Here is a 13665-nt window from a genome sequence, read left to right on the forward strand (position 1 = left end):
CAGGGCTTGCGGTGTCAGTCTGTAGAGCGACCATAAGACCAGAACAGAGTAAATCTGTTAAGGCAGGTGCGGAACCCCGCAAGGGAAAGAAGCAGAAACCTAAATCGTGAGGTTTGGGAATCGCCGTCCGTTTTACGGCGGCGAGGATGTCAAGTAGTGGGTAGAGATGATCGTAACAGATGGTGATGAGGGCTTGCAGATCGTCCAATAACTGGACTTCCCCCGTATAAACATACTAGCTATGGCTAAAAGTCTTACAGAGCCTGAGTTAAAGCAATATAATACCAATGAACTACTGCACACAAAATCCTGAAGTCCTTACGCAGATAGGGTTTGAGGCAAAAATTTTCAAATTTGACCTTTCGACCATTATAGCTTGTTTCGGGGCAGAAAACCATCAAAAACATGGCTACAGAGGGAATCGCTGACTCTAGAGATTAATGACACCATCTGTTACAATAAGGTTAGCGATCACTATACAGCCAACTCTAGGTCATCGCTCTACTCCAGATACAGTCAACGGTACAGCCATTTTCAAGGGAAAAACGTACCCAGTAGCCTCTTTTCAATTTTTTCTGAGAAGCGACCTGCAGTAAGGGTTTTGTTAATTTTTTAGTATTTCTGTATGGGGGAAGTCCAGCAATAAATCCTCAGCTGCAATGGATTCCTGGGTTTGATTGAGGAGAATGACTTGGATTTTGAAGAGACGGCACAAACCCAAAATAAAATCATGACAAAAGCGACTCACACTTTCCGCATGGGTTAAAACTAGAGATTTCACCTCACCCTGACAAATCATCTTCACTAGACGCATAAAATTATGGTGATTGTGGCTGACTCCGTCGCCGATATCGGTGAGAATTTCAAAGGGTTGACCCTGCTGATGGCAAAATTCTTCTAACGCTTTTATCTGGGTGTCTAATTGGGGTTTTTGTTCAGGTCGATTAACACGAGCATAGCCAATAATCAATGGGGTTGCTTGACCAGATTGTAAGAGATCTTCCGGTCGAAATCGGCGATGACCGCCGCGGGTACGAATTGAGACAATTTTACCCTGTTGTTCCCAGCGCCGGAGGGTTTTAATGCTAACCCCGAGTAAATCGGAAGCTTCTCGAATAGTGATGAGAGTATTCATAGTATAGAACTCGGTTTTAATTAAAGAAATTTATCGAGGTAAGGTTGTCCAATTTTAGACAGTCGGTTGTCCACTTTTATATTAGTATCACCCAACAATCGTGATCCTAGATGATTGAGGCAAATTAGTCATACCCCTTTAGATAGAGATGAGTAGGTAGGCGTTAAAAATTATCAGATACCCCCCTGATCAAGGCTATCGTGCGGGGGTCTTCGAAGGCTCTCCCCCTACTTAGGGTGATCAGCAAACCTGAGCGATAGTAACGGATTTTGTCCACAATGTAGGGACGAACTGCGTTTGCCCAAAAGGTACATTATCAAAGTGCAGGTTCCTTAATTCTTATGCAATTCCAGTTTTAACGATCAAAACTGTTAAGTTTTATACATTGTCCCTCTTTTGATTAAGTTTTGTAACAATTTGAGAGATTTTTTTTTAAGTAGAGCCTGTTTATTTGTCCAACTTTCACCAAAAAGCTTGGGTATATTTGTCAATTTTTGGGTATTTATGTTCAAAACTGCTATAGATTTAGACAAAAAAAATAGATAAATATTGCCGAAAAAAAGTTTTCTAAAACACTTGATTTTTTTGAAAAGTTTCGCTACAATCATCTCAGGTCAAACAAAAAGTTATCAGCGAGCTTAACGCTTGCTTAACTTCTTTTGATGGCTATAGTACACACAATTAACGCTGGATAATTCAGTTATGATGACAACCAACAAATTAACCAAAACTTTTGCTTCTGGCTCCCTAGCCATCGGGGTTCTCGCCGGCGCGGTGCTTACCGCTACCAGTGCCAGTGCCGCCAGCATGATGTTAACTTGGGATCAATGGACGAGCGGAACTGCTCTTCAGGTCGGGGACAAAAAAGTTGAGTACGTCGCAGGTAGCAGTACCATTGGGGCCAACGCTCTGGATGATGTTGAGCTGATGGAGATGGGCGGTCATTATTATTTCCTATACGATGCCACGACTCTGGGTTCCTCTGATGCCAATATTAATTCCGGGTCTTTCACATATACAATCGAGGTCATTAACTCCAACAAGTCTATTGTCGGGGTTGACCTAGATTCAGACGTATCATCCAACTACGGGACTCTAACCGAGACATTTGCTGAGATACCTGGGCTCTCCTTAGTTTCAGTTAACGGCTCAGCGGATCCTGCTGTCGGTTTCGAACCTATCGCCCCCATCAAAAAGTTGACCGTCACAAATACCCTAAATAATACTGGTGGCCCCACTGAAGGTCTGTTCCAATTGCAAAATTCTTTCCATCAATCCGTTCCCGAACCGGGTACTATCCTCGGACTTCTGGCTGTGGGTGGTTTAGGATTGGTGTCCCGCTTCAAGAAACAAAAATAACAGTTACCAATGTCTCGTACACATTGATAACTGTGACGTTGAACAAGAATAGCTAAAGGTTAGATGCCCTATAGGGATTTCTAGCTTTTAGCTTTTTCTTTAAGCGTTGATTCTAACACAAGTCAAGACCTGATTTTTGTTTTTACTCAACGGGTCGTTTGATCCCCCCTGCCCCCCTTAATAAGGGGGGTGCCGATAGGCGGGGGGAGCCCCCCTAAATCCCCCTTTTCAAGGGGGACTTGAATCGTTCTGAAAAATTGGCTCTTCGGTTTGTCTTATGCAACATACAGGATTATAAGAGATGAAACCCTTATAGAGAGAGACATTGCTGAGATTTTTGTCAATTGTTTTCGATCTAGAGCGAACTAATCAATTAAATCTCTTGCCAGATAAGGATTTAGTCGATTTATGACACCCTACCGAACCATACCAAGTAACGAAGAACCGTTTTTAATAACCAGATTTATAGCGGTTCTCACACCTGTGTGGCACAGTTAAACCTTTGCTAATTAGGGTTTGCGGCAAAAAGTACGGGCGAAGCATTCGGATAGAAAATCTCCGGTTTCACCGATAGGTTATGCCCAAATGCTTCGCCCCTACAGGACGCGGGCCGATGAAGATGTAAGGTTTTGAAACATGATTCTCTCAAAATCTTGCACCTGTTTCGCAAGAAAAGCCACAAAACCCTTACCTTGCCTACATTTCACATTTATTCAGCAAGCCCTACTTAAGTGGGTGGGTGGAATTAAATATAAGATGAACGTAGGTTGGGTTGAAGCATGAAACCCAACGCCTGCATGGGTTACGCTACCGCTAACCCATCCTACAAATAATTGTGCCTCCCTACACTGAAGAACCTAAATGTTAAGTTTTATTACAGAATGCCAGATTTTTCCTAAAACACCTGGTTTTTTTTGGAGGTTCCGTTGTACCTAGATCAAGTTAAGAAAAGTTATATAGCAGTTTTCCCAGAAGTGATACCCGATTGAGACGCTGAAAAGCCTATCTATAAGGAGACCTACTGGACATTATTGCACTAAAAACCGCTATATCGAGAAAACTTAACGTTTTTAGAACTTTTCTTGACTTTGATTTTATCCAACAGTGTAAAGCTGGAGAATTCAGTTATGATGACAACCAACAAATTAACCAAAACCTTTGCTTCCGGCTCTCTAGCCATCGGGGTTCTCGCCGGCTCGGTGTTTGCCGCTACCAGTGCGAGTGCCGCGACCTTAACTTGGACGGAATGGACGAGCGGAAATGCTCTTGTTCAGGGGGACAAAAAAATTACGTACGTATCGGGTGACATTGGGGCCGAGGGTGTGGATAACGTTTATCTGACCCAGGTTGGTAAGCTTAGACGCACTTACATTGCACTTTAATATCCTGGAACGCCTTGTAGATAGGGATACGAGTAGGAAACTTAAATGCGTCTAAGCTTACTGACTATTATTTCGCATACGATGCTATGGCAGGTCTCGTTGCGACTAATAGCAATTCCGGGTCTTTCACATATACAATCGAGGTCATTAACTCCGGCAATCTCATTGTCGGGGTTGACCTAGATTCAACCATATCATCCGGTTCCAACTACGGGAATGTAACCGAGACATTTGCTGAGATACCTGGGCTCTCCTTAGTTTCAGTTAACGGCTCACAGGACCCCGTTGTCGGTTTCACTCCTATCACCCCCAAGGCACTGTTGACCGTCACAAATACCCTAAATCCTAATGCTGGCCAAGGTCTATTCAGTTTACAAAATTCTTTCCACCAAATGGCGCCCACTCCCGTCCCCGAACCGGGTACTATCCTCGGACTTCTGGCAGTGGGTGGTTTAGGATTGGTTTCCCGCTTCAATAAGCAAAAATAACAGTTACCAATGTGTGCAAGACATTGATAACTGTGAGGTCGAAACAGCTAAAGGTTAGATACCCTATAGGGATTTCTAGCTTTTAGCTTTTTCTTAGGTGTTGATTCTAACACAGCTTTGGGGTTTTGGGGTGATCAGGGGGAAAATTCAGGGACTTTTTCCCTGAAAATAGGTAAAACCCTACACCCCGAACCGCCGAACGGCCGAAGCCTGCCCCCACGAAAAACTTTTTGCCGCAAACCCTATATAATTAAGCTTTGGGTAATTTGTCCCACCATATTTCTTGACCGCGAAAAACTGATGTCTTCTTTGCTCTCTGCTATTCCCCTCGACGCAATCGCTTATAATCCCCAGGGTTTAGTACCGGCGATCGCTCAAGACTATCTTGATGCTACAGTGTTAATGATGGCCTGGATGAATCGGGAATCTCTCGAAAAAACCCTCACCACTGGGGAAGCATGGTATTGGAGTCGTTCTCGTCAAGAATTATGGCACAAGGGCGCTACTTCTGGCCATATCCAAAAGGTGCGTCAAATTCGCTACGATTGCGATAGTGATGCTATCTTACTGACTATTGAGCAAATCGGTGATATCGCCTGTCATACCGGCGAAAGAAGCTGTTTTCACCAAGTAAATTGGCAAAAATCACCGCCAGCGGCCGACACCCTCTCGGAATTGTTTAAGGTAATTTGCGATCGCAGAGACGAGCCTCATCCGGAATCCTACACCTGTAAACTTTTGGCCGGGGGAGATAACAAAATTCTCAAGAAAATCGGCGAAGAATCGGCAGAAGTGGTCATGGCCTGCAAAGATAATGATGGCGATGCTATTGCTGCAGAAGTGGCCGATCTTTTTTATCATACCCTCGTCGCTCTCGCCTATCATCAAGTCCCCCTGCGAGATGTCTATAAAAAACTGCAAGACCGGCGCCGGTAATCAGTTATCAGTTATCAGTTATCAGTTATCAGATTTGAGTTTTAAGTGGGTGGGTGGAATTAAATATAAGATGAACGTAGGTTGGGTTGAAGCATGAAACCCAACGCCCGATTATGTTACGCTACCGCTAACCCATCCTACAAATAATTGTGCCTCCCTATAAGTTTCCGATTCCTGAATGCTGTCTCCTGATTCCTGTCTCCTGACTTGAAAGAGGGTGTGGGGTGTGGGGTGTGGGGGAATGGGGAAATGGGGAGACCACTTCGTGCGCGTTGCGGGGGGAAGTGGGGAAGTGGGGGAATTTCAACTAAAACCCTTAAACCCTAACACCCTAACACCCCAAAACCCCCAACACCTTTTTTGACTTTTGACTTTTTACTTTATATTTGTGGTTTACGACTTAGTAATTATTGGTGCCACTCCTGCGGGGATAGAAGCGGCTTTGTTGGCTGTTCACCTCAAAAAAAGGGTGGCCTTAGTGCAACAGCCTTATAGCAGCAATTTAGAGGCATCTGAGGACATTTTTAGCAAGGGCTACAGCCAAATTATCCATCTCTATAAACTGCTGAATCATTGGCAAGAAACGGCCATTTATCCCCAATGGCAACGGTTGCGGCAATGGCTAGAGGAAGTAGATAAAACTATTAATAAACATCATTCTTTAGCGAGATTAGCCACGGAAGGAATAGATGTGATCCCGGGTGGGGGGGAATTTGTCCGGCTGCCCCATTTAGGATTCGTGGTTAATGGTCGGCAATTGTTGGCTAAACACTATCTTATCGCCACGGGTTTTTATCCGCAAGTCCCGAAAATTTTCGGCTTAGATGAGGTTAATTATTTTACCGCTCAAACCCTTTGGCAAGGGCCAAATTTAGACAAGTTGGGACAACATTTAGGGATTATTGGCAACAGCAGCATGGCTGTGAGTTTAGCGCAAATTCTCCGACGTTTAGGGAAAGAAATTAGCTTAATTATCGAGGATAGTTATCTACTGCCAGATATTGATCGGGAAATTTCCCATTTAGTTACTGCCATTTTAGAAGCGGAAGGAATTAAGATTTTACCCGGCTATTGTCCTAGTCAAGTGAAAGCGATCGAGGGTAAAAAATGGTTACAATTAGGCAATCGTGTCATTGAAGTTGATGATCTCATTTTTGCTGGTAATTATCAAGTCAATGAACAGGGATTAAATTTGGCAGGGGTGGGAGTTAAACTAGAGCAAGGATTAATTAGGGTTAATCAGCAATTACAAACCGATAATTCCCGCATTTATGCCATAAATTTGCTCAGAAATAATTATCCCGATCCTACTTTAAATCACCGGGCTGCTTTTGGGTTAGTCAAGCATCTGCTCACGGGAGAAAAATTTAACTTTAATCCCGATCAAATTCCCTCATTTATTGCTTTTGATCCGGCTATTGTTTGGGTGGGTTTAACTGAAAAAGCGGACCAGGAGAGCTATGGTGAGGAGGTAAAGATGATCAACTATCCCATCAAAAATATAGTGGCACAGCAAATCTGGGGAGAAACCACGGGATTTTGTCAATTAATCTACCGACAAGATGGTAAAATACTGGGAGCGCAAATAGTCAGTAATCAGGCAGCAGAAATGATCGGTATCATCAGTTTAGCTTTACAAGAAAATTTAACCATACAATCCCTCAATAAAAATATTTATACTTGGGGAAGTATGGGAGAGATTATCGGAGAAATGACGCAATTAATCCCCCAGAAAAAATCTTGGTTAACTTGGCTAAAAAAATTATTCAGATAATTAGATCGAGAAAGAAGATTAAATTATGAAACCGAAATTTATTGTCTTTGAAGGTATTGATGGCTCGGGAACAAGTACCCAAGCAAAACTCCTACAAGAATATTTTTTCAAGCGCGGGGAAAAAGCAGTTTTAAGTCCGGAACCTTCCGAGGGAGTCATCGGTCGTTTGATTCGAGAAATAATGCAAACTAATCTTATTTCTATCAAAGATAAAAATAAATTTGACCGACAAATGGCCTATTTATTTGCAGCCGATCGCCATTATCACTTATATAATGATCACGATGGCGTTTTTAAACTTATTCACCAAGAACAAACCCACGTTATCACTACTCGTTATTATTTTTCTTCCCTGGCCTACAATTGCAATAATCCCGAAGAATTTGCTTTTATTCGGCAGTTAAATCAACATTTTCCCAATCCAGATATAGTTATTTATATCGATGTCCTTCCTGATATTTCTCTAGCAAGAATTAAAAACAGAGCCATCACAGAAGTTTACGAAAAACCAGAAAAATTAATGAAAGTTCGTCAGATGTTTCTCGAGATATTTAAAGAATATCAAGATGATTGTTTACAACTGGATGGCAGTGATACAATAGAACAACTTCACCAAAATATTATTAATTATCTTGAACGATTAATTTAAATCCATGCTCAGTACAGAAACCACCCCTAAATTCATCTACCAACCCCACTATAAACCCAATCAATTAATCTGCGGTCACGGACAAACGGCAATTATCACGGGATGGACAGTAAAACAGTCCCTTGCTAAACATTTAAATCCCGACCAATACGCAGTAATTGGCAATCTTTATAGTCCCACCAGAGGAATTAGTCCCCTGCTGAGAAACTTAATCGCAAATCCCCACGTTAGATATTTAGTTATTCTCAATGCGACTAAGGAAGATAAAAACTCCGGTAGCTGTCAATGTTTGCTAGACTTTTTTAGTCAAGGATTTCAGCTAGGAAAAAGTGACACAGGTAGAGAATGCTGGCTAATTAATTCTTCTATCACGGGATATATTGACCAAGAAATTGACCGAGAAACCCTCGAAAAATTACGTCAATCGATTCAATATCAACTGGTTAAATCCATTCCAGAAGCGATTGAAATCGTCAAAAGTTATGCAGAACAATCTCCCTTACCAACTTGGGGAGAACCCTTAATCTTTCCCCTCTTAGAAAATCTTCCTTCTCTCCTACCCGGGACAAGATACGGTCATCGCATTGAAGGAAAAACTATTGCTGAAACCTGGGTAAAAATTCTCCAAAAGATTAAAACCACCGGCACAATTAGACCCACAGGATATGATGGTAAATGGCAAGAATTAATTGACCTAATGGCCGTTGTCACCGATGAACCCCCAGACTTTTATTTTCCCGAACCTAATTATTTGCCTATAGATAGAGCTTTTCTTACCGAATATATCGGACAAATTCTTGATGATTCCCCTATACACCAAGGAGTTAAATACACCTATGGTCAAAGATTACGCTCTTGGTTTGGACGGGACCAAATTGCACAGGTTATCAATAAATTAATCTCAGAAATTGACGCAGCTAGTGCAGTTATGTCCCTCTGGGATGTGAAAGACCACGAAAAGGGAGGTAGTCCCTGTTTAAATCATATTTGGGTGCGAGTGGTGGAAAATGAATTATCTCTCACCGCAATATTTAGAAGTAATGATATGTTTGCCGCTTGGCCGGCAAATGCCATGGGATTGCGCGCTTTACAGCAACATATTTGCCAAGAAATCAATCAACGCTCCCAGTATAATTTAACCTTGGGTCCATTGATTACTATTAGTCAATCGGCCCATATATACGATGATACTTGGGAGAATGTCGAACGATTAATCGCCACCCAGTACGATAAGATTGTCAACCAGCGCGATTTCTTTGACCCTAGTGGTAACTTTTTAATTTCTGTGGAAAAAGAACAAATTCTCGTCCAACAAACTACCCCCGGCAGCGGGGAAGTTGTCGCTTGTTATCAAGGCAAAAATCCCCTCAAATTAATCCGCGAGCTTGCCGCTACCAATCCCGCAATTATTCCCGAACATATCGGTTATCTGGGAATCGAGTTACAAAAGGCATACAATTGTATCAAAAATAATCAGCCTTATATTCAAGACCAGTAGATAAGTGGGAAGTTTCAGTGAACAGTGAACAATAAACAGTAAACAGTGAAAAGACAGTAGGAAACTTCTATTTAATACTACTCACTTAAAACTCAAATCTGATAACTGATAACTGATAACTGATAACTGATTACTGATTACTGATTACTGGTCCTTGTTTGCTGAACCAGCGCCGCGATATTTGAGAGATGAGGAGCGAATTGGGTTAGCCACCGTGGGATTATTGGTGATTTTAACCTCCGCACCGCGATATTTACCCCCTCGCTCCTTGACAGGAGCTTCGGTGACTGTTGGCTCGATATAGGTGGCGCCACGATACTTTTTCTCGCCGGCGGTTTCTGGAGTGGGTACGGGGACATTCTTCTGCTCTTCTCGTCCTTGCCATAAAAAGGTGACGACAATCACAACTGTCAAGAGAATTAATAGCTGAATCTGCCAAGGAGCTAAAACCAGACTCAACACTAAACTAATTACCGTGGCGGCACTGGCAAGATAAGCGATCTCATCGCTGGACTGCTGCCAGAAATAGGCAGCCAGAGCAGCGGTGAATAGTGGCAACAAAAACAAATAGGACATTCTGGGTACACCTTGTCATGCTAGTGAACCAATCTCTCTATTATTACCCCCCTAGCTTCGATCGGCGAAAAATATTAACTTAGCTTATACATCTCATAAGTTTTATTTTGTCAATCCTTCTTTACAATTCGTAAAAATCTTGTTACATTTATTTACATGAACTAAAAGTTAAAGCAAAACAGCCAAGACAGCAAGCCAGTTCAGATTGTTTCGGGGAGTATCAGACAGCTTATGATTCGTTTAGCTCCAGACAATGGCAAAAAACTTGGCGTACTAGCTTAAAAAAGTTTTCGGGGTTTGGGTTTACCCCATTGACAGATTTGCTTGAGTTCTCCTACATAACTTAGCGCTACCTCGGCTGGACACCGGGGTTTTTTATTTTGTGACAGCGTTTTCGACTAAGTAGGTGGGTATTAAAAACTTTCAGATGCCCCCTTATTAAGGGGGGATTAAGGGGGGATCGGCACCCCCCTTATCAAGGGGGGATTAAGGGGGGATCGAACCTAAAATCCATTTTTAATTTAATTATAACCAGCTAAGTACCTAAGCAAAATTAATTACACATATCTAACCACCTCTTGCCTCTTGCCTCTTGCCTATCTTCACTAGGAAATTAATTTTGCACGACTACTTACTTAAGTAAAACGGAGATACATTATTGCTATCTAACAATTAATTGAGATTACCTACTTAATTAAAAATTAACTTCATTTTGATGCACGGAATCCAAATAAAACTTGATTACATCTTCTGATGTACCCTGACATTGTAACTGGCCTTTATTTAGCCAAATTGCTTGGTCACAGGACTCTTGAATTAAAGTCAAATCGTGGGAAACTACTAAAATAGTAGCGTTAGAATTCCAGAATTTTTTTAACCGTCGTTTACACTTATTTTTAAAACTTTCATCCCCGACGGAAAGGACTTCATCAAGAATAAGAATATCGGGGTGAACCTCTGTGGCGATCGCAAATCCTAAACGAGCCACCATCCCGGAAGAAAGAGATTTCACCGGCGCTCCCATATATTCTTCTAACTCAGCAAAGTCAAGGATATCTTTGGTTTTTTCCTTCATTTCCTGACGAGAAAATCCCAGCATTACCCCATAGAGAATAATATTATCTTTTACCGGTAAATCTGGATCAAAACCCGCTCCTAATTCAATTAGAGAAGCAATTTGTCCCCTGACTCTCACCTGTCCCTTTGTCGGTTCCAGAATACCACAAATAACTTTTAAGAGAGTAGATTTTCCTGCGCCATTAGCTCCAATGATACCTAATTTCGCTCCAGAATTAATGACTAAATCTATATCATCTAGAACTAATTTTTTGGCAGGTTGACGATATTTACCTTCAAGAATAGAGAAGATTGTCCTTTTTAGATCGTAGGAGAATTCTTCTTGAGTACGTCTTTCGAGAGACACTTGATCGAGTCGAATTACTTCTGTCATTTATAATAAATCCATAAATAAATGTCGCCAGAGTCGGAAGCAAGTCCAACCAATTCCTAAGATGATGATCCCACCGAGTAGAGATTGAAAAATCAAACCAAAATCCGGTAATCCGGGGGAAAGGGACAATTGGCGAATACTTTCGATTACCGGTAATAATGGGTTTAATAGCAGGAATGGTTTTACGGAAGGAGGAATAATTTCTGGGGGATAGAAAATCGGGCTGCTAATCCAAGCGACAAAACAAACAATTTCGTAAAAATAGGGTAAGTCTCTGAAGAAAACGTAGAGGGTACTGACAAAGAAACCCACTCCCGTGCAAACCAGAGAAAGACCAATCACGGGAAAAATCAGAGCAATTACATTAATTAAACTTTGAGACTTCCAGAGAGTTACTATAGCCAAAAGGGGAAAGATACTAATAGCAAATTGAAAAATATTTGCCACTACCATGGAAACGGGAAAAATGCTAACTGGCAGACGAATTTTATTTAAAATACTGCCATTACCGACGATACTAGGTAAAGCTTGGTTAGTGGAAGCATTAAAAAAATTTATTACTACTAAACCGGTGAAAGCCGCTAGGACATAGTTAACTATAGAATTATCAAAATAAGAGGCGAAAACCGTGCCGAAAATTGCCGTGTATAGTGCAGTCATAATCGCGGGATTTAACAAAGACCAGTAAACCCCCAGAAAAGAACCCCGATAGCGTCCCTTGAGATTACGTTCCACCAGAACACTAAGCAATTCGTAATATCGCCGCGCTGTTGACCATCTAGTTTTTGCTTGGAGATCGGTCATAGGGATAATTGTCATCTCGTCAGTATTCAGTGCCTTATTCTAAACGATTACCGTCAATTTTGTCTATCGATCGAGGGAGTACTCTAGTTTTTATCCAGTCCCCGACGACTCTCCCTCTCCGGAAAAAGTTCCCTTCTTGGTCCATTTATCTGACCCAAAAAGCTTAAAAACCACTAAAAGCCTCTTTTTTTCGGGTTGAACTCGGTTTTTAGGGACAGCCTCAGCTAATTGACCTAGACTCTAAGTAAGTGGTTCTGGTTAAATAGAGGATAGATTTTGCCTTTGATCCCCTTAATCAGGGGGGATAACTCCTTATGAAGGGGAGAAATCTGACAATTTTTAAAACCTACTTAATTAGCAAGTTTACCAATAAAATAGACATCAGAACGTAGGTTGGGTTGAAGCATGAAACCCAACGCCTGACAATTTTTAAAACCTACCCACTTAGCAAGTTTACCAATAAAATAGACACCAGATCAAAGCCAAGAAATGCCGATTTAAACAGAGCTAATCTCAGAAAAACCGGATTCAAAAACCGATAAATTAACAATTTACTAACGGACAAACCAAGAATCTAATCTAATTGATGTCCCGTCAGTTCCACGAAGATATCTTCGAGGTTGGAAGGGCGACACATTACTCCAGTTTTATCGCTCAAAGTGTCCAGATAAGAGTTAGCATCGGCCACGGTGGGGAAGAATTTATAATCGATTTTATCGCCAACTTGTTTGATAACTAACCCTTCGCCATACTTAGTGCGAAAATCCGTTAGAGTTCCTAATTCGATTAATTTGCCCGCATCCATAATGCCAATTCTGCCCGGTTTTCCCGTGGCGTTATCCTGACAGAGAAATTCCACTTCTTCCATGTAGTGAGTGGTTAACAAAATTGTCATTCCTTGCCGGTTTAAATCGCGAATTACTTCCCACAAACGACGACGATTTTGGGGATCTAAACCGACAGTCGGTTCATCGAGAAAGAGGATTTTTGGTTCGTGAAGAAGAGCGCGAGCAATCTGTAAACGTCGTTTCATCCCTCCGGAAAGAGTTTTGGCAAGGGCAGATTTTCGATCGCTTAAACTGACATAATCTAAATAGCGATCGATTAATTCCTGTCTCTGGGGATTGGGGATATGGTGCATCCGGCCGTGAAATTCCAGATTTTCCCAGACGGTTAATTCCCCATCAACGCTAATCTGTTGTAAGACTACCCCTATATTTTTCTTCACCTGATCGCGGTATTTTTTCACATCATACCCCGCCACTGCGATTTCTCCTTGACTTGCTTCGGTTAGGGTGATAATCATGCGGATTGTCGTCGATTTTCCCGCACCGTTGGGACCGAGTAAACCAAAGATTTCCCCTTTTTCGATAGCAAAGGAAAGCTCGTTAACTACCGGGAGATTGTTATAGATTTTAGAAACGCGATCGAGAGCAATAGCGGAGGTCATCGAAAATTTGGGTCTGAAACCCCGTCGTTCTACGACGGCTTTACCGTTAAATATTAGCGCATTTACACGATATATGCTAGAATGCGAGATATGGAAAAGCTATCGCTACCGATTTTACCCAACACCAGAACAAGAGTCGCTATTGCGGCGCACTTTGGGCTGTG

13 protein-coding genes and 1 pseudogene are annotated in these 13665 nt (G+C 41.8%); 8 read left to right on the forward strand and 6 right to left on the reverse strand.

The window, feature by feature from the left end; all coding sequences use genetic code 11:
• Together EWV66_RS19600 and EWV66_RS19605 are read right to left on the reverse strand one after the other, a co-directional pair.
• Positions 1 to 208, reverse strand: a pseudogene (locus EWV66_RS19600) (hypothetical protein); the annotation flags it as partial.
• A 396-nt stretch (positions 209 to 604) separates the two neighbouring features.
• Positions 605 to 1135, reverse strand: a complete 531-nt coding sequence (locus EWV66_RS19605) for a MerR family DNA-binding transcriptional regulator (protein WP_287108487.1) — start codon at positions 1133 to 1135, stop codon at positions 605 to 607.
• Between the two features lie 702 nt (positions 1136 to 1837).
• Here EWV66_RS19605 and EWV66_RS19610 point away from each other — a divergent pair.
• From EWV66_RS19610 to EWV66_RS19640, 7 genes are all read left to right on the forward strand, one after another.
• The gene (locus tag EWV66_RS19610) at positions 1838 to 2494 is read left to right on the forward strand and encodes a PEP-CTERM sorting domain-containing protein (protein WP_287108488.1); all 657 of its coding nucleotides are present in this window, start codon (positions 1838 to 1840) and stop codon (positions 2492 to 2494) included.
• 1127 nt (positions 2495 to 3621) lie between these two features.
• On the forward strand, positions 3622 to 3876 hold the full coding sequence (locus tag EWV66_RS19615) for a hypothetical protein (protein ID WP_287108489.1): 255 nt from the start codon (positions 3622 to 3624) through the stop codon (positions 3874 to 3876).
• A gap of 320 nt (positions 3877 to 4196) precedes the next feature.
• Positions 4197 to 4364, forward strand: a complete 168-nt coding sequence (locus EWV66_RS19620) for a PEP-CTERM sorting domain-containing protein (RefSeq protein ID WP_260441304.1) — start codon at positions 4197 to 4199, stop codon at positions 4362 to 4364.
• A gap of 300 nt (positions 4365 to 4664) precedes the next feature.
• Positions 4665 to 5300, forward strand: a complete 636-nt coding sequence (hisIE, locus tag EWV66_RS19625) for a bifunctional phosphoribosyl-AMP cyclohydrolase/phosphoribosyl-ATP diphosphatase HisIE (protein WP_052278443.1) — start codon at positions 4665 to 4667, stop codon at positions 5298 to 5300.
• 388 nt (positions 5301 to 5688) lie between these two features.
• On the forward strand, positions 5689 to 7074 hold the full coding sequence (locus EWV66_RS19630; protein ID WP_287108490.1) for a dihydrolipoyl dehydrogenase family protein: 1386 nt from the start codon (positions 5689 to 5691) through the stop codon (positions 7072 to 7074).
• A gap of 25 nt (positions 7075 to 7099) precedes the next feature.
• Positions 7100 to 7723 carry a dTMP kinase gene (tmk, locus tag EWV66_RS19635; protein WP_287108491.1) on the forward strand — a complete coding sequence of 208 codons (624 nt, stop codon included), beginning with the start codon at positions 7100 to 7102 and terminating at the stop codon, positions 7721 to 7723.
• A 4-nt stretch (positions 7724 to 7727) separates the two neighbouring features.
• The gene (locus EWV66_RS19640) at positions 7728 to 9221 is read left to right on the forward strand and encodes a thymidylate synthase (protein ID WP_287108492.1); all 1494 of its coding nucleotides are present in this window, start codon (positions 7728 to 7730) and stop codon (positions 9219 to 9221) included.
• Positions 9222 to 9365: 144 nt separating this feature from the next.
• On the opposite strand, the gene EWV66_RS19645 is transcribed toward EWV66_RS19640, so the two are convergent.
• From EWV66_RS19645 to EWV66_RS19660, 4 genes are all read right to left on the reverse strand, one after another.
• Complete coding sequence (locus EWV66_RS19645) at positions 9366 to 9797, reverse strand: DUF4278 domain-containing protein (protein WP_052276560.1); 432 nt, start codon at positions 9795 to 9797, stop codon at positions 9366 to 9368.
• 694 nt (positions 9798 to 10491) lie between these two features.
• Positions 10492 to 11247 (reverse strand): ABC transporter ATP-binding protein, encoded by a 756-nt coding sequence (locus EWV66_RS19650; protein WP_002771944.1) that lies wholly within the window; start codon positions 11245 to 11247, stop codon positions 10492 to 10494.
• The gene (locus EWV66_RS19655; protein ID WP_170863902.1) at positions 11248 to 12051 is read right to left on the reverse strand and encodes an ABC transporter permease; all 804 of its coding nucleotides are present in this window, start codon (positions 12049 to 12051) and stop codon (positions 11248 to 11250) included.
• A gap of 574 nt (positions 12052 to 12625) precedes the next feature.
• Positions 12626 to 13501 (reverse strand): ABC transporter ATP-binding protein, encoded by an 876-nt coding sequence (locus tag EWV66_RS19660; protein ID WP_052276561.1) that lies wholly within the window; start codon positions 13499 to 13501, stop codon positions 12626 to 12628.
• 88 nt (positions 13502 to 13589) lie between these two features.
• Here EWV66_RS19660 and EWV66_RS19665 point away from each other — a divergent pair.
• Positions 13590 to 13665, forward strand: a 76-nt coding sequence (locus EWV66_RS19665) for a helix-turn-helix domain-containing protein (protein WP_287108493.1), incomplete at its 3' end; no start/stop codon positions are given.

Source organism: Microcystis sp. M_OC_Ca_00000000_C217Col (assembly GCF_007095585.1).
Taxonomy (GTDB): domain Bacteria; phylum Cyanobacteriota; class Cyanobacteriia; order Cyanobacteriales; family Microcystaceae; genus Microcystis; species Microcystis panniformis.